Here is a 21,919-nt window from a genome sequence, read left to right as displayed (position 1 = left end):
TGGTTCAGGCGGCGCTGCTGCCGCACTGGTCAAGGCTCAGGTGGATAGTGCGTGATGCCATTCAGTTGGCCAAGCGTTCCAGCCAGCGGGCGAATTCGCCGGCCGGCAACGCACCGGAGACGCGTTCGAGTTCGCGACCGCGCTGAAATACCGCAAGCGTCGGGATGCTGCGGATGGCGTGGGCCTGGGCGATCGCCGGCTGCGCCTCGGTATCGAGCTTGGCAAAGATCAGCCGTTCACCCAGCGGGCCGGCGGCGGTGGCCGCGAAGGCCGGTGCAAAGCTGCGGCAGGGACCGCACCACGGCGCCCAGAAATCGACGACCACCGGTCGCGGCGCATGGGCGAGCAGGGCGTTGAAATTGTCGCCGTCGAGCGCCAGCGGCGCGCCACTCAGCAGCGGCTGGTGGCAGACGCCGCAGCGCGGCGCCTCGGACAGACGCTCATCGGCAAGACGGTTCTTGGCATGGCAATGCGGGCAGCTGACGATCACGGGTCTTCACCCCTCGGTACGATCCATGTGCCCGTGGTGAGGGCGCGGATGAAAAATGCAAGCCTCAGCCCCGTTCAGCGGGCCGCCGTCGTCGGATCGACCGGCGTCACCTGGGGCGGCGTCGTCTCCAGGAAGCTCGGCGGCGTCGCCGGCTGCAGCGTGATGCTGGCCACGTCCGTCGACGATACCGCGGCGGAGGCCGTGGTGGTGCCCGCCGGTGCCGACGGTTCGCTGCTCGGCGTGGCCGGCTCCGCTGCCGGCTTCGGCGCCGGGCGCCGCGGCTGGTCGAGGCGGTCGTAGACGTCATCGAGATAAACGATATGGCCGTCGTTGACTTCGGCGAGCCAGTAGACGAAATCGACCGGGATGTCGGGTGCCGCCTCGGACGCGGTACGGCCGCGATCGATGCGCGACTGGATGTCGGCCTCGTTGCGCGACAGCAGCCAGGCGGCCAGCGGCAGGTACTGCTGCACACGCACGCAGCCCGAGGACAGCGCGCGCACCGGCTTGCCGAAGTCGCTGCGGTGATTGGTGTCGTGCATGTACACGCTGGGCGTGTTGGTGATCTCGAATTTCAGCTTGCCGAGCGCGTTGCGGTCACCCGCCGGCTGCACCAGCCGATAACCGGCCGAATAGAAACGGCCCGGGCTGATGCCGCCGATCGCCGACGGCGAGATCTGGCGGTTCTTCGAGTCGAGTACGACCATGCCGCGGCGGGCGAAGGCCGCCGGATCGCGGCTGAGCAGCGGCAGCAGATCTTCTTTGACGATCGTCGGCGGCGCGGTCCAGGTCGGGTTGTACTTGACCGCGCGCATCGCCACGGAAAGCTCGGGCGTCGGACGCTTCGGCCGGCCGACCACTACCGGCGATTCGAGCACCGGCTTGCCGTCTTCATAGGCGCGCAGGCGAAAGGCCGGAATGTTGACGACGATGTGGCGCGGGCTCGACATGTCGACCGGTTTTTCGGCCTCGGTATCGAGCCGGTTGCTGAGCCGGGCGATGCGCGCTTCCCGCGGCAGTTGCAGGCGCTTGCGGGTGTTGGCGTCGAGCACGCCGCTCGCCTTGAGATGGTTGACGCGCTGGAAGTCCTTGAGCGCGGCCTCCAGTCCGGCGTCGCCGTGGCCGGGGTCATAGCCCCATTCCTGCAGGCGTGCCCGCAGCTGCTCGCCGCTGCGTGCCGCCGCGCCGCGTTTCCAGCCGTTCGGCGTGGCCGGTTCGGGCTTGTCCAGGCTCTGCAGGCGCTGCAGTTCCTGCTGCAGCTGGCCCAGATCGGGATTGTCGGCGAAGGCAGCGCCGCTGCTGCAGAGCAACACAGCGGCGAGGGCGGCGGAAAGCATTTGGCGGGAGAGCATGATGTATGGTCTTTGCACGATGGCGGACAGTAACTCCTTGCAGTGTAAGCGGTACGCCTGTCAGCGGCTACGCGGGCGACGGGCCATCCGTGCGCCACGTACAAGGATCATGGCACTGCACCCCGCGGACGCGGTAAAAGGCGAGTCGTCCGCCGGTACGGCCGAGCGCCGCCGGCGGGCCTGTTCATCCGTAATCGAGGAACACACCATGTCCAGTGAAGGCTTGCATGAGCCGATCGAGAAAATGTCCGCACAGACGCTGGAGATGCACCGCGCCATCGTCTCGCTGATGGAAGAACTCGAAGCCGTCGACTGGTACAACCAGCGCGCCGATGCCTGCGAGGAGCCGGAGCTCAAGGCGATCCTGCAGCACAACGCCAACGAGGAAAAGGAACACGCCTCGATGCTGCTCGAATGGATCCGTCGCCACGATCCCAACTTCGACCACGAGCTCAAGGATTACCTGTTCACCGACAAGTCGCTGATGCACGACTGATCGAAATCTGGCCACCGGCCCGCGCCGCAGGGTCAGCGGGCCCGGTTGCCGTGCAAAAGCCCCGGTAAGTTTGCGGTAAGGCCGGATCGGCAGGGTGGGCGCCCTCGTTCATTGCCTGCCGAGGTCACCATGTCCCGTGTGCGTGCTGCACTCATTACCGCATCGCCCCTGCTGCTTGCCGCCGTACTGCCGTTGCCGGCGCTGGCAGCGACATCGACGCAGCTCGATTTCACCGTGCTGCGCAATGGCAGCGAGGTCGGCCACGACCTGATTCACGTCGCCCGCGACGGCGAGCAGACGCATGTCGACATCGACACGCATGTCGTCGTCACGATGGCGATGATTCCCGTCTATCGTTTCGAGCACCACGCGCACGAGGAGTGGCGCGGCCAGCAGCTGGTCAAGCTCGATTCCCAGACCAATGACGACGGCAAGAAGCACACGCTGCACGTCAGCGCGGCGGCCGGCGGCCTGACGGTCGACGGGGACGGGCAGCAGTCGACGGCGCCGGCCGACATCGTCACCGCCAGCTTGTGGAACCCGCGGCTGACCAGTCAGCACACGCTGCTGAACACGCTCGAAGGCACGCAGATGCCGGTGACGGTGCACGATGCCGGCCTCGAACCGGTCGAGGTGCACGGCGCGGCGCGCAACGCCCATCACTACGTGCTCAGCGGTGGCCTGCAGCGCGATCTCTGGTACGACGCCAGCGGCCAGCTGGTGCAGGTCCGTTTCAAGGCCAAGGATGACTCCGAAATCGTTTACGCCCTGCGCTGAGGCGCGTTTGCCGATCTGGGGGGCGCATGCGCCTGCTGTTGATTGAAGACAATCTGCGCCTCGCCGAGCTGGTCGCCGCCGGTCTCGGCGAGGCTGGCTTTGCCGTCGACGCCGTGCACACCGCGCAGGCCGGCGAGCACGCGCTGACGACGACACCCTACGAACTGGCGATCCTCGACCTCGGCCTGCCGGATGCCGACGGCATGAGCCTGCTGGCGACGCTGCGCCGGCGCGAGGACTCGACGCCGGTGCTGATCCTCACCGCCCGCGACGGCCTCGACGACCGCCTGCGCGGGCTCAACGGCGGCGCCGACGACTACCTGCTCAAGCCCTTCGCGATGGAGGAGCTGGTCGCCCGCGTGCGCGTGCTGCTGCGCCGGCCCGGGCGCGGACTCGGCCTGCAGCTGCGCCAGGGCAATCTCGGCTTCGACACCGTCAGCCGCGAAGTGCAGATCGACGGCGAGCCGCTGCTGCTCAGCCGCCGCGAGACCGACGCGCTCGAACTGCTGCTGCGCCGTGCCGGCCGGGTGGTGTCGAAGCCGGCGCTCGAAGACGCGCTCTACGCCTTCGGCGAGGAGGTCGGCTCGAACGCCGTCGAGGTGCTGATCCACCGCCTGCGCAAGCGTTTGCAGGCCGCCGGCGCCGACGCCCACATCCACACCCTGCGCGGTATCGGCTACCTGCTGTCGGACCGCGAACCGTGAGCACCGCGCCACCGCCCTCACTGCTGGCGCGCATCGCCCGCGGCCTGATCGTGGTCAGCCTGCTGGCGGTGTGCAGCGCTGCGGGCCTGCTCTACCTGCAGTTCGCCAGCACCGACGATCGCGTGCGCGAACACACGCTGCAGGGCGAATCGCGGCTGCTGCAGCGTTTTCTCGAAGGCCCGGATGCCCACCTCGATCTGCCCTTGCCGCCGGAGCTGACCGAATCGCTGCGCGACAGCGCCGCGCGCTTTGCCGTCATCGATGCCGCCGGCCATCTGCTCGCCGCCTCCGAGCAGGTCACCGCGGCACTGGAGAAGGTCGACGAAAAGCATCCGCGCGAATACTTCACGGTGCCGCCGACGGCGAGCAGCGGCCGGCTGTACGGCATCAGCCGGCGCGTCGAGATCGGCGGGCGGCGGTTGTGGATTCAGGTGGCGTCGACCGATCGTGAACTGCAGAGCGACTCGCTGCTGGAAGAATTCATCGGTCATCTGGCCTGGCTGTGGGTGCCGTTCGTGGTGGTCCTGCTGGTGGTCAACCTGATGATCATCCGCCGCGCGCTGCTGCCGCTGCGCCAGGTCTCGGCGACTGCCGCCGGCATCGGCCCGGAGAACGTCGCCGCGCGCCTGCCGGAAGTCGATCTGCCGCGCGAGGTGCTGCCGCTGGTGCAGGCGGTGAATTCGGCGCTCACGCGCCTGGAGAACGGCTACCGCGTGCAGCGCCAGTTCATCGCCGATGTCGCCCACGACCTGCGCACGCCGCTGGCGGTGCTCAAGGCCCATCTCGACCTGCTCGGCGATGCGGCGACGGTGCGCGCGCTCGCTGAGGACGTCGCCGGCATGGAACGACTGGTCAACCAGCTGCTCGACGCCAGCCGCCTCGAAGTGCTGCAGCTGCATGCCGACGACCGCTGCGATCTGGCCGGACTGGCGGTGGCGGTGGCCACGCAGCTGGCGCCGCTCGCCATCGATTCCGGCCGTTCGCTGGAAGTGCTCGGGGCTGAAGCGCCGGTGGTGGTCAATGGCGTGCATGACTACCTGTTCCGTGCGCTGCGCAACGTCGTCGAAAACGCCCTCGCGCATACTCCGCGCGGCACCACCGTCAGCATCCGCGTCGGCACCAGCCCCGCGCCCAGCGTCGAAGTGCGCGATCGCGGGCCGGGCGTGCCGCCCGAGCAGCGCGAGCTGATTTTCCGCCGCTTCTGGCAGGGCGGCCGGCGGCGCGACCGCGCCGGCGGCAGCGGCGCAGGGCTGGGCATGGCGATCGTCGAGCGCACGCTGGCGATGCACCACGGCCATGTCTCGGTCGACGATGCCGCGGGCGGCGGCGCGTTGTTCACATTGCATTTTCCGCCGTGCGCCGAGGCTGGCGGCGAATCCTCACCGGTAAGGGTGGAGTAAGCGTAGGCCCGCAGCCTGTCATGCCATCGGGGCCGCGTCGGCCCCTTGCGGAGCCTGCCATGACCCTCGTCGATGTGCTGCCCGCGCACCCTCTGCGCGCCGCCACCGAAGCCCTGATCCGCCGCGTCTACGCCTATGAATACGCGGCCACGCCGAGCGCTTTTCCCGTGCGCCTGCTCGCCCACGTCGATGCCAACGGCCAGCCGCAGTGCGCGGCCGGTTTGCGTTTCGCCACGGATGGCTTCTTCTCCGAACAGTATCTGGACCTGCCGATCGAAGCGCTGCTCGGCACTGCCGCCGGTCATGCGGTGCAGCGTGCGCGCATCTTCGAAGTCACCACGCTGGCCAGCCAGGCGCCGGGGGCGGCGGTGGGTTTCCTCGGTCACATCGTCGACTGGGGCCAGCAGCAGGGCTTCGACTGGGCGTTCTTCACGGCGACCGACCGTCTGCGCGCGCTGCTGCGCCGCCTCGGCCTGCCGCTGCTGGCGCTGGCCGGCGCCGACCCGGCGCGGCTCGCCGACGCCGGCCGCTGGGGGCGTTACTACCTGAGCGGGCCGAGTGTCTGTGCCGTCGACGGTGCGCGGCTGCGTGCCTGGTCGGGGCAGCGGAGTGCGTGCCGTGGCTGAGGATCTGTTCGCCGCTTTGCAGTACCACGCCGCCGCCGCCGCACAGGCGCCGGCCTTCAGCCAGCCCGGCCTGCAGCTCGACCGCGCGACTCTGCTGGCGAGCATCGGCGGGCTGGCGCGCACGCTGGCGACGGCGCCGCCGGTGCTCGGCCTGCTCGCCGACAACGGCAGCGACTGGGCGATCGCCGAGCTGGCGGCGCTGTACGCCGGGCGCACGCTGGTGCCGCTGCCGACCTTCTTCAGCGATGCGCAGCTCGGTCACGTCCTGCGTGATGCCGGCGTCGGCGCCGTGCTGTGCAGCGCGCCGTGGGTCGAGCGCGTGCAGCGCCTCGGCGCCAACGTGCTGCCTTTGGCGCAGGTGCAGGCGCCGCTGCCGGCGGCGCAGCCCGGCGGCGGCCTGATCGTCTACACCTCGGGCACCACCGGTGCGCCGAAGGGCGTGCGCCTCGGTCGTCGCCAGCTCGACTGGAGTGCCGCGGCGCTGGCCACGGCCAGCGCCAGCAGCGCAGCGGACCGCTATCTGTCGGTGCTGCCGCTGCCGCTGCTGCTGGAAACGCTGTGTGCGGTGCATGTGCCGCTGCTGCGCGGTGCCCGCGTGCATTTCGCCCCGGCGCTGGCCGCCGCCTGCGGTCGCGGCGAGACCCGCGCGCTGCGCCAGACCTGCCGCGAACAGCAACCCAGTGCGCTGGTGCTGGTGCCGCAGCTGCTCGCCGCCTGGGTGGCCGAGCTGCAGCAGCGTGGCGAGCGGGCGCCGGCTTCGCTGCGCTTCGTCGCCGTCGGCGGCGCGGCGGTGGCGCCGGCGCTGGCCGCCGCGGCCGAGGCCTGCGGCATCCCGCTCTACGAGGGCTACGGCCTGTCCGAGTGCTGCTCGGTGGTGGCGCTGAACCGTCCCGGCGAGCGGCGCGCCGGCAGCGTCGGCCGGCCGCTGCCGGGGCTCGATGTGCGCATCGACGCCGGTGAAATCGTCGTCCACGGCCCCTCGGTGATGGCCGGCTATCTCGGCGGGCAGGCGCCGACCGACGGCTGGCGTACCGGCGATCTCGGCGCGTTAGACGCTGACGGTTACCTGTGGCTGCACGGGCGTCGCGACAACGTTTTCGTCACCGCCTTCGGCCGCAACCTCAGCCCGGAGTGGGTGGAGAGCCATCTGCTCGGCGACATGCGCTTCAGCCACGCGCTGCTTGCCGGCGATGCCCGCCCGTATCCGGTGGCGCTGCTGCTGCCGCGGCTGGAGGCCGCCGCCGCGCTGGCGCACGTCGGCACCGCTGAGCTGCAGGCGCGCGTCGATGCCCTGTGCGCGCCGCTGCCGGCCTACGCCCGGCCGCGGCGCAGCCTGCTGCTCGATCCGCGCGAAGTGCAGGCCGCCGGCCTGCTCACCGGCAACGGCCGCCTGCGCCGGCGCGCCGCCCTGGAGTATTTCGCGACCCGTATCGATGCGCTGTACGCCGGGTCGCGCGCCTGTCTCACTGTCGATGGAGTCTGAAACATGTCTTTCCACCAACGCCTGATCGCCGCAACCGCCGGCGAGCGCGAGCGTTTTCTCGCCATCCCCATCCTGCAGCACGCCGTGCGTCACGGTGTCTCGCGTGCGCTGTACCTGGATTTTCTCGCCGAGGCCTATCACCACGTGCGCCATACCTGCCCGCTGCTCGGGCTGGCGCTCGCGCACAGCGACGATGCCCGCTACCGCCGCGCGCTGCTCGACTATCTGGCCGAGGAGCGCGGTCACGATGAATGGATTCTGCAGGACATCGCCGCACTCGGCGGTGACGCCCGGGCGGTGCGGGCGGGGCGTCCCGGCCGCGCCTGCGAACTGATGATCGGCTACGCCCATTACGCCATCGTCTGGCACGGGCCGTGGGCACTGCTCGGCATGGTGCACGTGCTCGAAGGCATGTCGGTGGTGCTGGCGACGCAGGCCGCCGGCGCCATCGCCGCGCGCCTCGGCGGCGGCGACGCGGCCGGTTTTTCCTACCTGCGCTCGCACGGATCGCTGGATGTCGAACACACCGCGTTCTTCCGCGAGCTGGTCGACGGCATTGAGCAGCCGGCGGCGCAGGCACTGATCATCGACACCGCGCGGCTGATGTACGGCCTCTACGGCGACATCTTCCGCGAGCTCGCGGCCCGGCATGGAGACTTGCGCGATGCAGCTTGAAGGCAAACGCATACTGATCACCGGCGCCGGCTCCGGCATCGGCCGCGCGCTGGCCCTGGAGGCCGCGGCGCGCGGCGCACGGCTGGCGCTGACCGGGCGGCGGCGCGAGGCGCTGGAGGAAACGGCGAGTCAGCTGACCGCGGCGGAAACGCTGGTGATTGCCAGCGACGTCTGCGCCGCGGCCGGGCGCGAGGGATTGCGTCAGGCGCTGAGCGAGCGCTGGGGCGGCCTCGACGTGCTGGTCAACTGCGCCGGCAGTGTCGGCGTCGGCGCTCTGGCGCGCTGCAGCGACGCTGATCTTGAACGCATGCTGCAGACCAATCTGCTGGCGCCGATGGCCCTGAGCCGCGAGCTGCTGCCGCTGCTGCAACGCAGCGTGCCGGCGCGCATCGTCAACATCGGATCGGTGTTCGGCGACATCGGCTATCCGCTGTTCGCGGCTTATTCGGCGAGCAAGTTCGGCCTGCGCGGTTTTTCGATGGCGCTGCGCCGCGAGCTGGCCAGCAGCGGCATCGGCGTCACCTACGCGGCGCCGCGGGCGACGCAGACGGCGGCGGCGAGCGCCTTCGCCGAACTGGTGGCGCCGCTCGGCATGCGCCTCGATCCGCCGCAGCGCGTCGCCAGCCTGGTCTGGGATGCCGTGGCCCGCGATGCCGACAGCGTCTATCCGCGTGGCGCCGAGCGGCTGTTCGTGCTGGTGCAGCGCCTGCTGCCGGGGCTGGTCGACCGTGCCATCGCCCGCCAGCTGCGCGATCCGCGGGTGCGGCCGCTGACGGCCCTGCCGCCGCTGCGCGGACCGCGCTGATGGCGTGGCGGGCCGGCGTCTCAGCGCGCCGGCGCGACCGCCAGCTCGACGCACACGCGGGTGCCGACGCCGCCGAGGCCGTCGTCGATCGACAGTCGCGCCCCGTGCAGCTCGGCGATGCGGGCGACGATCGCCAGGCCGAGACCGTTGCCCGGCGCCTGCACGTCACGGCCGCGGTAGAAGCGCTCGAACACGTGCTCGCGCTCATCGGGCGGGATGCCGGGGCCGTTGTCGGCGACGCACAGCCTGACGCTGTCGCCGTGCTGCTCGACGCGCACCTCGATGCTGCCGCCGGCCGGGGTGTAGCGGATGGCATTGCGCACCAGATTGCCGATCAGCAGCTGCAGGCCGTGGCGGTTGCCCTGCACCCAGGCGGCGTGGCCTTCCAGGGCGATGTCGAGCTGCTGTTCGAGCGCCCGCGGCGCCAGTTCGGCGACGATCTCGGTGGCCAGGCGGTGCAGCTCGATGCGCTCGAAGCCGGCTTCCGCGGTGCTGGCGTCGAGGCGGGCGAGCAGCAGGATCTGCTCCATCAGCCCGGTGATGCGATCGACGCTGCGCTCGACCTGCGCCAGCGCGCGGCCGTGCACTTCCGGGTCGGGCGAGCGGCGCGCCACCTGCACGTGGGTCTTCAGGCCGGCCAGCGGCGTGCGGATCTCGTGGGCGGCGTCGGCGGTCAGCCGGCGCTCGGCGAGCAGCGCCCCCTGCAGGCGGGCGAGCAGCTGGTTGAGTTCGGTGACCAGGCCGCCGACTTCCTCGGGCACGTTGCGCGTCGGCAGTGCTTCCAGGCGCTCGGGCGAGCGCTGCGCCACCTGGCGCGCCAGTGCGTGCAGCGGCTGCAGGCCGCGGCCGATGCCGAGCCAGATCAGCAGCCCGAGCAGCGGCAGCGCCAGCGCCAGCGGTGCCAGCGCGCTGCTGGCCAGCTCGAACACCAGCTGCCGGCGCACCGAATCCGGCTCGATGACCTGCAGCAACAGGCCGGAATCCTCGTCGTTGACCGAAAAGGTGTGCCAGACCTCGCCGTCGGCCTGCACCAGCGCGAAGCCGTCGCCGTCCGGCAGCGGCAGTTCCGGCGTGTCCGGCGCCGCCACCAGCTCGTGGCCGTGCAGCCAGACGCGGTAGGCCGGCGGCTCGATCTCGCGCGGTGCGCGCTGGTTAATGGCGCTGATCAGCTCGCGGGCGTTCTGCGCGCTGTCCTCGTCGCGGGTGTCGAGCACGCCGAGCAGCACGCGGGCGAAGTCGATCAGATCGGCGTCGAAGGTGCGCGACAGCTGCAGCGCGGTGGTGTGCCAGGTGCCGGCCAGCGCCGCCAGCCAGCCGAAGATGAACAGACCGAGCAGCAGCACCAGCAGGCGCCGGCGGATCGAGCGCATCGCCTCAGACCGTGGGAATGGTGTAGCCGACACCGCGCACCGTGCGGATCAGCTCGGCCCCGAGCTTGCGTCGCAGGTGGTGGATGTGCACCTCGATGGCATTGCTTTCGATCTCGCCATCCCAGCCGTAGAGGGCGTCCTCCAGTCGCGGCCGCGACAGCACCTTGCCGGTTTCTTCGAGCAGCAGGCGCAGCAGCGCGTATTCGCGCGGCGACAGTTCGACGTCCAGCCCGTCTTTGGTGACGCGGTGGGCGGCCGGGTCGAGGGTGACGTCGCCGCAGCTGAGCAGCGGCGAGGCGCGGCCGCAGCGCCGGCGTGTCAGCGCACGGATGCGCGCGCCGAGTTCATCGAGGTCGAAGGGTTTGCTCAGGTAGTCATCGGCGCCGGCATCGAGGCCGGCGACGCGATCGGCGACGGTGTCGCGCGCGGTGAGCATCAGCACCGGCGTGTCGTTACCGTTGTGGCGCATCTGCGTCAGCACCTCCAGCCCGGAGCGGTAGGGCAGACCGATATCGAGCACGACCAGGTCGAAGTGGTCGGTTTGCAGGGCCGCGCCGGCCGCGCGGCCGTCGGTGATCCAGTCGACGCGATCACCGTTGAGCGCCAGCCCGGCACGGATGCCGTCGCCGAGCAGTCTGTCGTCTTCCACCAGCAAGATGCGCATGATTTTCCGGGTCCTGGACGAGCGGCCAGTCGCGGCTGGCCGATGTGCCGCAATCGCTGCAGCTTGCCGTCCAGCGTAGTTCGCCGCCACTTATCCCGTGCTTAAGGTTGCGCGGCGAGGCTGGCGAAGGCGGTGTCGAGCGGGGCGCGGGCGGCCTGTTCCAGCGAACTCGGCTGCGCCGCCAGCAGTGCGCAGTCGAGCACGCCGAGCAGCGCAAAGCCGATCAGTGAAGCGCAGCCGGCGGCGTTCAGGCCGTGGCGCAGCTCGCCGGCCTGCTGGGCGCGTTCGAGGATGCGGCGCAACAGGCCGAGGATGCGTTCGAGGTCGGCGCGCCAGGTGTCGAGGATCGGCGCGCGGTCGCCGGCGAAGTCGCAGCGGTAGACGATGATTTCCAGCACGCTGCGCATGTGCGGGTTCTGGTCGATGGTGCGCAGGCACTGCAGCAGGTTGTGCTGCAGCGTCGGCAGCAGCGGTGGCGGTGCATCGGCCACTGTTTCGAGGATCGGCAGCAGCGGTGGCTGACCGCGTGCGAGCACCCCGCGCAGGATGTCGAGCGGCTCGGCGAAGTGCCAGTAGATCGCCCCGCGCGAGCACTGCGCCCGTGCCGCGATCTGCGCCAGGCTGGTCGCTGACACCCCCTGCGTGCGAAAGCACCACTCGGCGGCATCGAGAATGCTTGCGCGGGTGGCCAGCGCTTCGCGTTTGGATCGTCGGGCCACACAGGCTCCTTGCCGTGGCGGCGGTTCAGGGGGAAACGAACAGCGGCAGCGGACTGGCGGCGAGCAGGCTGCGGGTGACGCCGCCGAACACCGCCTCACTCAGTCGCAGCCGGCTGTAGGCACCGAAAACGATCAGATCGGCATGGCGGGCGCCGGCTTCGGCGAGGATCGCCTCGGCGACGGAGTGGTCGTGCGAGGCGATGCTGCGCAGTTCCACATGCACGCCGTGACGGGCCAGATAGGCGGCCATGTCGGCGCCGGGATCATCGCCGTAGCGGCCGGTCTGCGGCTGGGCATCGATCAGCAGCAGGTCGACCGTGGCGGCCGTGACCAGCAGCGGCAGGGCGTCGGCGACTGCGCGCCGCGCCGGGCGGCTGGCGTTCCAGGCCAGCACGATGTGGCGGCCGATGGTCTCGCTGTGCCAGGTCGCCGGCACCCGCAGCAGCGGCACACCGCTGGTCTGCAGCATCCGCGTCGTCGACCAGCTCAGCGGCGTGCCGACCGCCGGCTCGGCGACCACCAGCAGATCGCAGTACAGCGCATGCAGCGCGGCGGCACTGCCGCTTTCGCTGTAGGGGATGACGCGGAATTCAGCGTGGATGTCGTGACGCGCGGCGGCGATGGCCAGCGCCTGCCCGGCCTGCAGCAGCTGAGTGTCGCGTGCGCTCTGCTGGCGGGCGGCGACGTCTTCCAGCGCCGGGCCGAAGGCGTAGGCATCCTGCGGCGGCTGCTCGCCGGGGCTGGCGGCGCAGATGCCGATCAGGTGTGCCTGCTGGGCGCCGGCCAGCTGCGCGGCGCAGTCGAGAATCTGGCGGCCGGCATCGCTGGCGTCGAAGAACACGGCGATGTCTTTGAGCAGATGCGACATGGTCAGGCTCCGGGTGTCGTGCGCGGCCCGCCGGTGCCGGTCGCGGCGTGGGCGAGCTGGCCGTCGGTCGCCTCGCTCCAGCCGCCGCCGAGCGCCTTGTACAGCGTCACCAGGCTGCTCTGCTGCGCCAGTTCGGTCTGGATCAGCGTCTGCTGGGCGGCGTAGAGCGTGCGCTGGGCGTCGAGCACTTCCAGGTAGCTGGCGACGCCGTTGGCGTAGCGCAGCTGCACCAGATCGAAGGCCGCCTGCGCGGCCTGCGTGCGCCGGCGCTGCGCGCTCAGCTGGGCGTCGATGACGCTGCGCTGCGCCAATGCGTCGGCGACCTCGCGGAAGGCGCTCTGGATCGCCTGTTCATACTGGGCGACGGCGATGTCGCGGTTGGCCTCGGACACTGCCAGCTGTGCACTCAGGCGCCCGGCGCTGAAGATCGGCAGCGTGATCTGCGGCACGAAGCTCCAGCTGGAGCCGCCGTGGTCGAACAGCGCCGACAGCTCACCGCTGGCGCGCCCGGCGCTGGTGGTCAGGCTGATGCTGGGGAAGAAGGCCGCCCGCGCGGCGCCGATGTCGGCATTGGCGCCGATCAGCGTGTGCTCGGCGGCGAGGATGTCGGGGCGGTTGCGCAGCAGGTCCGAGGGCAGACCCGGCGGGATCTCGTGCACACCGAGCAGCTTGCCCAGCGCACCGCTGCCGGGCAGCAGCTCGGCCGGCACGGGGGCGCCGACCAGCAGCTCCAGCGCGTTGCGGTCGAGGGCGACCTGCTTGTCGGCGCTGAGCACGTCGGCGCGGGCGCTTTCCAGCTCGCCTTCGGCCTGGCGCAGGTCCAGCTGCGAGGCGTTGCCGACCTGCGCGCGCGTGAGCTGCAGCGCGTAGGACTTCTGCCGGCTGCGCAGCGTGTCGTGGGTGAGGCGCTGCAGATCCTGATCGGCGGCCAGCGTCAGGTAACTGCCGGCGACCTCGGCGATCAGGCTGATGTGCGTGGCGCGCTGGGTCGCAGCGGTGGCGAGGTAGCTCTGCAGGGCTTCTTCCTTGAGGCTGCGCAGGCGGCCGAACAGGTCGAGCTCGTAGGCGCTGATGCCGACGCCGAGGCTGTAGCTGCGGCTGACGTAGGCCGAGCCGCTGGTCGACAGCGAGGCCGGCGTGCGCTGCGCCGTGTCGTTCGCCGTCAGCCCGACCTGCGGGATCAGCTCGGCGCGCTGGATGCGGTACTGCGCGCGCGCCTTTTCGATGTTGAGCGCGGCGATGCGCAGGTCGCGGTTGTTGTCCAGCGCCAGCTGCACCAGCTGGCGCAGCTTGGGCGCGCTGAACAGCGTCTGCCAGGGCAGGTCGACCGCGGCGCGGCTGTCGCTGGCGCTGGCCGGCAGCGTCGGCCACTGCTCGGCAATCGGCGCCGCGGGGCGCTGGTAGTCCGGCATCAGCGAGCAGCCGGCGAGCAGTGCCAGCAGCAGTGCCACGCTCAGCGGCTGGCGCCGGTGGCCGTGGCGGACGGGTTCAGGCGGGGACGTCATGGGATTTCGCACCGGGCTGGAAACAATCGGGGTGGCTGCTCGCGGCGCCCGCGCACGGGTACCGCGTACCGGCCAATGGCACGTGCTCATGGCTGTTCTCCCGACGTCAGCGCGCGCGCCTGCTCAGCGTCCGCAGCCGGTGTCTGCGGGCGTTTGGCGAACAGGCCCGCCACCACCACGAAGAACAGCGGCACGAAGAAGATCGCCAGCACCGTCGCCGTGATCATGCCGCCGATGACGCCGGTGCCGATGGCGTGCTTGCTGCCGGAGCTGGCGCCGCTGGCGATCGCCAGCGGGATGACGCCGACGGTGAAGGCCAGCGAGGTCATCACGATCGGGCGCAGGCGCAGGCGTGCGGCTTCGATCGCAGCCTCGGCCAGCGGCTTGCCGTGGTGCTCGACCAGCTCCTTGGCGAACTCGACGATGAGGATCGCGTTCTTCGCCGACAGACCGATGGTGGTCAGCAGGCCGACCTGGAAGAACACGTCGTTGCCGAGCTGGCGCAGCAGCGTGGCGGCTACCGTGCCGATGACGCCGAGCGGCACCACCAGCATCACCGAGAACGGAATCGACCAGCTCTCGTAGAGCGCGGCCAGACAGAGGAACACGATCAGCAGTGACAGCGCGTACAGCGCCGGCGCCTGCGCGCCGGCCAGGCGCTCCTCGTAGGACAGCCCGGTCCAGGCCACGCGGATGCCCGGCGGCAGCTGGGCGGCGAGGCGTTCGATGGTGGCCATCGCTTCGCCGGAACTCCTGCCGGCGGCCGGCTCACCGAGAATCTCCACCGCCGGCGTGCCGTTGTAGCGCTCCAGTCGCGGCGAGCCGTAGATCCAGCGGCCGCTGGCGAAGGCGGCGAAGGACACCATCTGCCCGGCGTTGTTGCGCACGTACCATTGGTCGAAATCTTCCTGCGCGATGCGCGACTGCGCGGTGCCCTGGATGAAGACTTTCTTTACCCGGCCCTTGTCGATGAAGTCATTGACGTAGGCCGAGCCCCAGGCTGCGGACATCGTGGTGTTGACCTCGGCCAGGCTCAGGCCCAGCGCGCGCACCTTCTCGTCGTCGATCAGCACCTGATACTGCGGCTCGTCGTTCATGCCGTTGGGCCGCACCATGCGCAGCGTCGGCTCCTGCGCGGCCATGCCGAGGAGCTGGTTGCGCGCCTGCATCAGCCGTTCGTGGCCGCCGCCGCTGCGGTCTTCGAGGAACAGGTCGAAGCCGGTGGCGTTGCCCAGCTCCAGCACCGCCGGCGGCGCGAAGGCGATGACCATGGCTTCCTTGATCCGGCTGAAGCGGGCCATCGAGCGGCCGACCAGTTCGAACACGCTGTGCTGGCGTTCGGCCCAGGGCTTGAGCTGGACGAAGGCCATGCCCGAACTCTGGCCGCGGCCGGCAAAGTTGAAGCCGGCGACGGTCATCACCGATGCGACGGTGTCGGCCTCGTCCTTGACCAGATAGTCGGCGACCTGCGACAGCACCTGCTGGGTGCGTTCGGTGCTGCTGTTCGGCGGCAACTGCACCTGCACCATCATCGTGCCCTGGTCCTCATCGGGCAGGAACGAGGTCGGCAGCTGCGGGAACAGCACCACCAGGGCCGCCACGATCAGCACGAAGGCCGCCATGCCGCGCTTGCGCGCGCCGAGCAGGCGCACCACGCCGCCCTGGTAGCGGCGCGTGCTGGCCTCGAACCAGCGGTTGAAGGCGCCGAAGAAGCCGCCTTTATCGTGGTGATCGTGCGCCAGCGGCTTGAGCAGGGTGGCGCACAGCGCCGGCGTGAAAATCAGCGCCACCAGCACCGACAGCGCCATCGCCGAGACGATGGTGATCGAGAACTGGCGGTAGATGACGCCGGTGGAGCCGCCGAAAAACGCCATCGGCACGAACACCGCCGACAGCACCAGGCCGATGCCGACCAGCGCACCGGAGATCTGCCCCATCGACTTGCGCGACGCCTCCAGCGGCGATAGCCGCTCCTCGCTCATCAGCCGCTCGACGTTCTCGACGACGACGATGGCGTCATCAACCAGCAGGCCGATCGCCAGCACCAGGCCGAACATGGTCAGGATGTTGATGGTGAAGCCGAAGGCCGCCATCACGCCGAAGGTGCCGAGCAGCACCACCGGCACCGCCAGCGTCGGGATCAGCGTGGCGCGCCAGTTCTGCAGGAATAGGAACATCACCAGGAACACCAGCACGATCGCTTCGAGCAGCGTGTGCACCACGCCCTCGATCGACTGGCTGATCACCGGCTCGGTGTCGTAGGGGTAGATGATCTGCAGGCCGCGCGGGAAGGTCGGCTCCAGCTCCTTGAGCGTGGCGCGCACCGCTTCGATGGTCGACAGCGCGTTGGCGCCGGTGGCCAGACGCAGGGCGATCGCCGCGGACGGCCGGTTGCCGTTGTAGCTGGCCTGGATCGAGAAGGTCTGCGCGCCCAGTTCGACACGGGCGACGTCGCGCAGGCGTACCTGCGAGCCGTCGCTGTTGACCTTGAGCAGGATGTTCTCGAACTGCTCCGGGGTCTGGAAGCGGGTCTTGCCGACGACGGTGGCGTTGAGCTGGACGCCGCCGCGGGTCGGCAGGCCGCCGAGCTGGCCGGAGGAGATCTGCACGTTCTGCGTCTGGATCGCGCTGCTGACATCGGCGGGCGTCAGGCTGTAGCTGTTGAGCCTGGCCGGATCGAGCCAGACGCGCATGGCGTTCTGCGAACCCATCATCATGAAGTCGCCGACGCCCGGCGTGCGCGCCAGCGGGTCCTGCAGATTGGAGACGATGTAGTCGCCGAGGTCGTAGCCGCTCATGCTGCCGTCGCTGGAGACCAGGCCGACCACCACCATGAAGTTGATCTGGAACTTGGCGACGCGGATGCCCTGCGACTGCACCTCCTCGGGGATCAGCGGCGTGGCCAGCGACAGCTTGTTCTGCACCTGCACCTGGGCGATGTCGGGGTTGGTGCCCTGATTGAAGGTGACGGTGATCGAGAAGCTGCCGTCGGCGTTGCTTTCGGACTTGATGTAGCGCAGGCCGTCGAGGCCGTTGAGCTGCTGCTCGATGACCTGCACCACGGTGTCCTGCACCGTCTGCGCCGAGGCACCGGGGTAGCTGCCGCTGATCTGGATCGCCGGCGCGGCGATGTTGGGATACTGGTTGATCGGCAGCGAGCGGATCGCCAGTGCGCCGGCCAGCATGATGACGATGGCGATGACCCAGGCGAAGATCGGTCGGTCGATGAAAAAGCGTGACATGGCGGCGGCTCCTTACTGTGCGGCCGGCGCTGGAGTGTCGGCGGCGGGCACGCTGTGCACCGGCATGCCGGGACGTACGTTCTGCACGCCGTCGACGATCAGCCGCTCACCGGCGGCGAGCCCGGCGCTGATCAGCCAGTGCGGGCCGACGCTGCGCTCGACCGTCACCTCGCGCAGCTCGACCTTGTCGTCGGCGCCGACCACCAGCGCCGTGGCCTGGCCGCGCGGGTCGCGGGTGACGCCGCGCTGCGGCACCAGCAGCACCTGACTGCGCACGCCTTCCTGCAGCTGCGCGCGCACGAACATGCCCGGCAGCAGCAATCCCTGCGGGTTGGGGAACACCGCGCGCAGCGTCACCGCGCCGGTGCCTTCATCGACGCTGATCTCGGAGAACTGCAGCTTGCCGGCGAGGGCGTAGGGCTTGCCGTTTTCGAGGATCAGATGCACCTCGGCACGGCCGTCCGCGCTGCGCTGCAGCCGGCCGCTGGCGAGGTCTTCCTTCAGGCGCAGCAGCGCCGTCGACGGCTGCACGATGTCGACATAGATCGGATCGAGCTGCTGCACCGTGGCCAGCGCGGTGGCCTGGTTGGCGGTCAGCAGGGCGCCCTGCGTCACCGAGGAGCGGCCGATGCGCCCGGAGATCGGCGCGCTGATGCGGGTGTAGCCGAGGTCGATGCGCGCACTCTCGGCGCTGGCCCTGGCCTGCAGGTATTGCGACTGGGCGTCGTCGTTGTCCTGCTGGCTGATCGCCTGCTGCTTGATCAGCCGCGCATAGCGCTCGGCCAGCAGCCGCGCCGATTCCAGACTGGCTTCGGCGCGCGCCAGCGTGGCGCGGTAGGGCGCCGGGTCGATCTGGTAGAGCGGCTGCCCGGCTTTGACGTCGCTGCCTTCTTCGAACAGCCGTCTGAGCAGGATGCCGCCGACCTGCGGGCGCACCTCGGCGATCAGATAGGCCGTGGTGCGCCCGGGCAGCTCGGTCGACAGCGGCACGTCGCTCGCCTGCAGCGTCACCACGCCGACTTCCGGCGGGCCTTGCGGTGGAGCGGTGTCGGCACTGCCGTCGCGGCTGACGGACAAGGTGAGGCTGACGATGGCTGCAACGGCGAGCAGCGCGCCGGCGAGGGGTTTCAGCAGGGGTGTGCGAGCGGACATGGCGGTTTTGACCAAATTAGATCGAACATTCATTCTAGAATGATCGTACTACAATTCCAGTCCATAATGCGCCGTGTGATCGTGTGAGGAATTTGAAAATATGTGTGCAGCCAGCCGGACTCGCGGTGAATCGGACAAAGGCGAGCTGCGGCGCCAGCAGGTGCTGGAAGCGGCGACCGAGTGCTTCCGCCGCGAGGGCTTTCACGGCAGCAGCATCGCCCGCATCTCGCAGGCCGCCGGCATGAGCCCCGGGCACATCTATCACTACTTCGCCAACAAGGAGGCGATCGTCGAGGCCATCGCCGAGCGCGAGGAGCACGACATCGCCGAGCTGCTGCGCAAACTCGAACAGGACCGCGAGGGCGGTGGGCTGGTCGACATGCTGACCCGCCAGACCGCCGAGATCGTCGAGCGCAATACCGATCCGGCCTACGCCGGCCTGATGCTCGAACTGGCCGCCGAAGCGGCGCGCAATCCGGCGGTGCGCAAGATCCTGCAGCGCAGCGAACGGGAGATCGGCGGTCAGTTCTTCAGGCTGGTGCAGCGCGTGGGTGCCCCGGCAGCGCTCGACGATGCCGAGCTGCAGATGCGCCTGCAGATGATCGCGCTGATGTTCAACGGCCTGACGCTGCGCATGCTGAACGACCCCGACTTCGATCTGGACGCTGCGGCGCGGCTGATCAACGGGATCATTCGTTTTCTGTTGGAGGAAGCGCCGCCGCGTTAGTCCGCGCGCAGTGTCGTCGGCCTCAGCCGCCGGCGCGCAGACGGGCGATGGCGTCGGCGGCCAGGCACAGCGCATCGAAATAGGCCTGGCAGACCTGCTCATCCATACCGCTGTCGCGCACGCCCTCCCAGTCGCCGTGTTCATAGGCCAGCACCCAGGCCAGCGTGCGGCCATAGAGGCCGCCGTGGCGGGTCAGCGCCTCGACGATCATCGGCGCGAGCTGCAGCTCGGCGATGGCGCGTTCGATCGGCAGATCGAGCAGCAGATCGAGCACCGAGAGCAGGCCGACGATCATCGCCGTATCCGGGTCGCCTTCATCCTTGGTGCGCTGGATCTCACGGCACATGAAGGCGCGCACCAGCCCGCATTCGATCAGGTCATGGCTGTGCTCGCCGGTGTTGCTCATGGCGATCAGCATCGCCCACAGGCGCAGGCGTTCGAGGCCGAGGTAGACCATCGCGTGATCGACCGAGCGCACTTCGCCGAGACCGAAATACGACGAGCTGACGTAGCGCAGCAGCTTGTAGGTCAGCGTGACGTCGTGTGAGACCCGCTCGCGCACCTGGCGCATCGAGACGTTCGGCCGGTTCAGCGCCGAGAGCAGCTGCATCGCCGCGGTCGAAGCGGTGCCGAGCGCGCTGCCCGGCACCGGTTGCGGCCGGTGCAGATGCGGCCCCTGCAGCGCCGCGCAGCCGGCGGCGAAGGCGGCGATGTACTGCTGAATGGTTTCGACGCCCTCGCCGAGCAGCTGGCCGCAGAAACCGCGGGCGCGCAGCCCGCGCACGACCTCGTCGAGCGTCTCGACGGCGATGGCCGCGACGTCGATGCGCAGATAATCGAGCTGCGGCAGCAGTGCGTCGAGCCCGGGCGCTGCGCCGCGATAGCCGCCGAGGGCGATGCGGTAGCCGGCCTGGCGCAGGCCGTCGAGCTGCGCCGGCAGTACGCTGTCGTCGAGACTGGCGTCGCAGGGCAGGGTCAGCACCACCTGATCGGCCGGCAGCAGACGCAGTTCCGGCAGATCGAGCAGCGCCGTCGTCACCGGGATGAAGACGAAGTGGCTGCCGGCCAGGCGCTCGACGCCGACCACCAGGATGGCACTCATCACCACGCCGAGGTCGGCGGTTTCGGTGTCGGCGTTGCCGGCCACCTCGGGGGCAGGGCAGTACAGCAGGTCGTAGGCAAGTACCCGGCGGCGGGCGTCATGGATGGGGCTGCGCGCGATGAGATGAGACAAGGCGTGATTCCTCCATGGCGGGCGGCGTGGGGTGGCAGGCCGTACGCAATGTGGCGGGTTCCCTGAGTACACAGCGAGCGTAGCCGTCCGTGCCGTGCGCGCGAAGTGATGTGCGCACACATCGAGTCCGCAACGCCGTATGGCAGCAGTGATAGAAGTCAAAGCACCGATGCGGTGCGTCGCGCTCCATCGCGGGGCGTAAAAAGCTGTCAAAACGGCGGGTACGCGCAGGCCGGCGGCCTCGGCAGGCCCGTCCTGCCGGGGTTTCTTGATGCTGGCGTATTACTTGTATGTAATAAGCACAGAGTCAGCGAGAAAGATGGCGTCCACACGCCAGCTGCACTGCTTAGATCACTAGGGTTCCGGTCCGCGTCGAGCACGCGGATGCATCACTGGTCCGAGAGTGGTCGGCCTTCCTTCGGCGGAGGGCTACACGGAGGGATAAAAGCCCGGGAGATCGTCATCGGTCTCCCTGTGCTCGAAGTCCGATCATCCGTGTCGCCGGAGGTGGTTCATGAGCCCGTCCCGTTCCCCGCAAAACCTGCTTTCCTTCGCCCGCCGTCTGTGTGCCGGCCTGCTGGCCAGCGTGCTGCTGGCGTGTGCCCTGATCAGCGCACCGGCGCAGGCCGCCGAGGGCAACAAGTTCCGCGTCGCCTGGACCATCTACGCCGGCTGGATGCCGTGGGACTACGCCGCGTTCAGCGGCATCGTCGACAAATGGGCGAAGAAGTACGGCATCCAGATCGAAGTCGTGCAGATCAACGACTACGTCGAATCGATCAACCAGTACACCGCCGGCGCCTTCGACGGCTGCGTGATGACCAACATGGACGCGCTGACGATCCCGGCGGTCGGCGGCGTCGATTCCACCGCGCTGATCGTCGGCGACTTCTCCAACGGCAATGATGGGGTCGTGCTCAAGGGCAAGGGCGCCAAGCTCGCCGACATCAAGGGCCGCAAGGTCAATCTGGTCGAGCTGTCGGTGTCGCACTACCTGCTGGCGCGGGCGCTGGAAAGCGTCGGCCTGAGCGAAAAAGACCTGCAGACCGTCAACACCTCCGATGCCGACATCGTTGCCGCCTGGGCCACGCCCGAGGTCGAGGCGGTGGTCACCTGGAATCCGCTGCTGGCCGAGGTCAAGGCCACGCCGCAGGCCAGCGAGGTCTTCGACTCCTCGAAGATCCCCGGTGAAATCATCGACATGATGGTCGTCAACACGGCGACGCTGCAGAAGAACCCGGCGCTCGGCAAGGCCCTGGTCGGCGCCTGGTACGAAGTCATGCAGCTGATGAGCGGCACCGACGCGGCAGCCAAGGCCGCGCGCAGCCACATGGCGCAGGCCTCGGGCACCGACCTGGCCGGCTATGACGCGCAGCTGGCGACCACGCGCATGTTCTACACGGCGAAGGATGCGGTCGAGTTCACCAACAGCGCGGCGCTGCCGACGACGATGAACCGCGTCGCCGCCTTCAGCTTCGCTCACGGCCTGCTCGGCGAGGGCGCGGCGAATGCCGACGTCGTCGGCATGAGCTTCCCCGGCGGCAAGACCGTTGGCGACGCCGGCAACGTCAAGCTGCGCTTCGACCCGACCTACATGGCGCTGGCTGCCGACGGCAAGCTCTGATCCACG

At 69.6% G+C, this 21,919-nt stretch carries 20 protein-coding genes and 1 riboswitch; of the genes, 10 read left to right on the top strand and 10 right to left on the bottom strand.

The features are described 5' to 3' along the window. Positions 1-61 precede the first annotated feature (61 nt). Positions 62-490 carry a thioredoxin TrxC gene (gene trxC, locus C7443_RS00965; RefSeq protein ID WP_110016705.1) on the bottom strand — a complete coding sequence of 143 codons (429 nt, stop codon included), beginning with the start codon at positions 488-490 and terminating at the stop codon, positions 62-64. Between the two features lie 74 nt (positions 491-564). Then, on the bottom strand, positions 565-1,842 hold the full coding sequence (locus C7443_RS00960; protein ID WP_110016704.1) for a L,D-transpeptidase family protein: 1,278 nt from the start codon (positions 1,840-1,842) through the stop codon (positions 565-567). Between the two features lie 208 nt (positions 1,843-2,050). Here C7443_RS00960 and C7443_RS00955 point away from each other — a divergent pair, with 208 nt between their 5' ends. From C7443_RS00955 to C7443_RS00920, 8 genes are all read left to right on the top strand, one after another. Then, positions 2,051-2,338: an encapsulin-associated ferritin-like protein gene (locus C7443_RS00955; protein WP_110016703.1), complete on the top strand. Its 288-nt coding sequence runs from the start codon at positions 2,051-2,053 to the stop codon at positions 2,336-2,338. A gap of 129 nt (positions 2,339-2,467) precedes the next feature. After that, on the top strand, positions 2,468-3,115 hold the full coding sequence (locus tag C7443_RS00950; protein WP_110016702.1) for a DUF6134 family protein: 648 nt from the start codon (positions 2,468-2,470) through the stop codon (positions 3,113-3,115). Between the two features lie 26 nt (positions 3,116-3,141). Then, complete coding sequence (locus C7443_RS00945; RefSeq protein WP_110016701.1) at positions 3,142-3,819, top strand: response regulator; 678 nt, start codon at positions 3,142-3,144, stop codon at positions 3,817-3,819. After that, the gene (locus tag C7443_RS00940) at positions 3,816-5,219 is read left to right on the top strand and encodes a sensor histidine kinase (RefSeq protein WP_110016700.1); all 1,404 of its coding nucleotides are present in this window, start codon (positions 3,816-3,818) and stop codon (positions 5,217-5,219) included. Before C7443_RS00945 ends, C7443_RS00940 begins: the two co-directional genes overlap by 4 nt. A gap of 59 nt (positions 5,220-5,278) precedes the next feature. Beyond that, entirely contained in the window at positions 5,279-5,845 is a 567-nt protein-coding gene (locus C7443_RS00935) for a thermostable hemolysin (RefSeq protein WP_170123434.1), read from the top strand. After that, positions 5,838-7,328: an AMP-binding protein gene (locus C7443_RS00930; protein ID WP_110016698.1), complete on the top strand. Its 1,491-nt coding sequence runs from the start codon at positions 5,838-5,840 to the stop codon at positions 7,326-7,328. The genes C7443_RS00935 and C7443_RS00930 overlap by 8 nt, the downstream gene beginning before the upstream one ends. Before the next feature lie 3 nt (positions 7,329-7,331). Next, positions 7,332-8,003, top strand: coding sequence for an iron-containing redox enzyme family protein (locus C7443_RS00925; RefSeq protein WP_110016697.1), 672 nt, complete (start codon positions 7,332-7,334; stop codon positions 8,001-8,003). Continuing rightward, positions 7,993-8,808 (top strand): SDR family oxidoreductase, encoded by an 816-nt coding sequence (locus C7443_RS00920; RefSeq protein ID WP_110016696.1) that lies wholly within the window; start codon positions 7,993-7,995, stop codon positions 8,806-8,808. Before C7443_RS00925 ends, C7443_RS00920 begins: the two co-directional genes overlap by 11 nt. 20 nt (positions 8,809-8,828) lie before the next feature. Here C7443_RS00920 and C7443_RS00915 read toward each other — a convergent pair whose 3' ends face one another. The 7 genes from C7443_RS00915 to C7443_RS00885 all read right to left on the bottom strand — a co-directional run bounded on the left by C7443_RS00915 (position 8,829) and on the right by C7443_RS00885 (position 18,328). Further along, positions 8,829-10,178 (bottom strand): sensor histidine kinase, encoded by a 1,350-nt coding sequence (locus C7443_RS00915; RefSeq protein ID WP_110016695.1) that lies wholly within the window; start codon positions 10,176-10,178, stop codon positions 8,829-8,831. 4 nt (positions 10,179-10,182) lie between these two features. Next, entirely contained in the window at positions 10,183-10,842 is a 660-nt protein-coding gene (locus C7443_RS00910) for a response regulator (RefSeq protein WP_110016694.1), read from the bottom strand. 101 nt (positions 10,843-10,943) lie between these two features. Continuing rightward, positions 10,944-11,561 (bottom strand): TetR family transcriptional regulator, encoded by a 618-nt coding sequence (locus C7443_RS00905; RefSeq protein ID WP_170123433.1) that lies wholly within the window; start codon positions 11,559-11,561, stop codon positions 10,944-10,946. A gap of 25 nt (positions 11,562-11,586) precedes the next feature. Continuing rightward, complete coding sequence (locus tag C7443_RS00900; RefSeq protein ID WP_110016692.1) at positions 11,587-12,429, bottom strand: universal stress protein; 843 nt, start codon at positions 12,427-12,429, stop codon at positions 11,587-11,589. A 2-nt stretch (positions 12,430-12,431) separates the two neighbouring features. Further along, positions 12,432-13,934, bottom strand: a complete 1,503-nt coding sequence (locus C7443_RS00895; RefSeq protein ID WP_110016691.1) for an efflux transporter outer membrane subunit — start codon at positions 13,932-13,934, stop codon at positions 12,432-12,434. 86 nt (positions 13,935-14,020) lie between these two features. Then, positions 14,021-17,176 (bottom strand): efflux RND transporter permease subunit, encoded by a 3,156-nt coding sequence (locus C7443_RS00890; RefSeq protein WP_110016690.1) that lies wholly within the window; start codon positions 17,174-17,176, stop codon positions 14,021-14,023. A 12-nt stretch (positions 17,177-17,188) separates the two neighbouring features. After that, complete coding sequence (locus C7443_RS00885) at positions 17,189-18,328, bottom strand: efflux RND transporter periplasmic adaptor subunit (RefSeq protein WP_110016689.1); 1,140 nt, start codon at positions 18,326-18,328, stop codon at positions 17,189-17,191. 100 nt (positions 18,329-18,428) lie between these two features. Between C7443_RS00885 and C7443_RS00880 the strand changes: the two genes are divergently transcribed. Beyond that, positions 18,429-19,055 (top strand): TetR/AcrR family transcriptional regulator, encoded by a 627-nt coding sequence (locus tag C7443_RS00880; RefSeq protein ID WP_110016688.1) that lies wholly within the window; start codon positions 18,429-18,431, stop codon positions 19,053-19,055. A 22-nt stretch (positions 19,056-19,077) separates the two neighbouring features. Here C7443_RS00880 and C7443_RS00875 read toward each other — a convergent pair whose 3' ends face one another. Beyond that, the gene (locus C7443_RS00875; protein WP_110016687.1) at positions 19,078-20,289 is read right to left on the bottom strand and encodes an EAL and HDOD domain-containing protein; all 1,212 of its coding nucleotides are present in this window, start codon (positions 20,287-20,289) and stop codon (positions 19,078-19,080) included. A gap of 343 nt (positions 20,290-20,632) precedes the next feature. Continuing rightward, positions 20,633-20,747, top strand: a riboswitch (guanidine-I (ykkC/yxkD leader). 56 nt (positions 20,748-20,803) lie between these two features. On the opposite strand from C7443_RS00875, the gene C7443_RS00870 reads away from it, so the two are divergent. Beyond that, a complete protein-coding gene (locus tag C7443_RS00870) occupies positions 20,804-21,913 on the top strand; it encodes a putative urea ABC transporter substrate-binding protein (protein ID WP_110016686.1) in 1,110 nt (369 codons plus the stop codon). Positions 21,914-21,919: the final 6 nt, after the last annotated feature.

Origin of the sequence: Plasticicumulans acidivorans, from assembly GCF_003182095.1 — a bacterium.
GTDB lineage: Bacteria > Pseudomonadota > Gammaproteobacteria > Competibacterales > Competibacteraceae > Plasticicumulans > Plasticicumulans acidivorans.
This window is presented reverse-complemented; position numbering and strand designations above follow the sequence as displayed.

Bases quoted from the DNA above. Each gene is read 5' to 3' on its own strand.
- C7443_RS00960 (WP_110016704.1), bottom strand. From the start codon at position 1,842: ATGCTCTCCCGCCAAATGCTTTCCGCCGCCCTCGCCGCTGTGTTGCTC.
- C7443_RS00955 (WP_110016703.1), top strand. From the start codon at position 2,051: ATGTCCAGTGAAGGCTTGCATGAGCCGATCGAGAAAATGTCCGCACAG.
- C7443_RS00950 (WP_110016702.1), top strand. From the start codon at position 2,468: ATGTCCCGTGTGCGTGCTGCACTCATTACCGCATCGCCCCTGCTGCTT.
- C7443_RS00945 (WP_110016701.1), top strand. From the start codon at position 3,142: ATGCGCCTGCTGTTGATTGAAGACAATCTGCGCCTCGCCGAGCTGGTC.
- C7443_RS00935 (WP_170123434.1), top strand. From the start codon at position 5,279: ATGACCCTCGTCGATGTGCTGCCCGCGCACCCTCTGCGCGCCGCCACC.
- C7443_RS00925 (WP_110016697.1), top strand. From the start codon at position 7,332: ATGTCTTTCCACCAACGCCTGATCGCCGCAACCGCCGGCGAGCGCGAG.
- C7443_RS00920 (WP_110016696.1), top strand. From the start codon at position 7,993: ATGCAGCTTGAAGGCAAACGCATACTGATCACCGGCGCCGGCTCCGGC.
- C7443_RS00915 (WP_110016695.1), bottom strand. From the start codon at position 10,178: ATGCGCTCGATCCGCCGGCGCCTGCTGGTGCTGCTGCTCGGTCTGTTC.
- C7443_RS00910 (WP_110016694.1), bottom strand. From the start codon at position 10,842: ATGCGCATCTTGCTGGTGGAAGACGACAGACTGCTCGGCGACGGCATC.
- C7443_RS00900 (WP_110016692.1), bottom strand. From the start codon at position 12,429: ATGTCGCATCTGCTCAAAGACATCGCCGTGTTCTTCGACGCCAGCGAT.
- C7443_RS00895 (WP_110016691.1), bottom strand. From the start codon at position 13,934: ATGACGTCCCCGCCTGAACCCGTCCGCCACGGCCACCGGCGCCAGCCG.
- C7443_RS00890 (WP_110016690.1), bottom strand. From the start codon at position 17,176: ATGTCACGCTTTTTCATCGACCGACCGATCTTCGCCTGGGTCATCGCC.
- C7443_RS00885 (WP_110016689.1), bottom strand. From the start codon at position 18,328: ATGTCCGCTCGCACACCCCTGCTGAAACCCCTCGCCGGCGCGCTGCTC.
- C7443_RS00880 (WP_110016688.1), top strand. From the start codon at position 18,429: ATGTGTGCAGCCAGCCGGACTCGCGGTGAATCGGACAAAGGCGAGCTG.
- C7443_RS00870 (WP_110016686.1), top strand. From the start codon at position 20,804: ATGAGCCCGTCCCGTTCCCCGCAAAACCTGCTTTCCTTCGCCCGCCGT.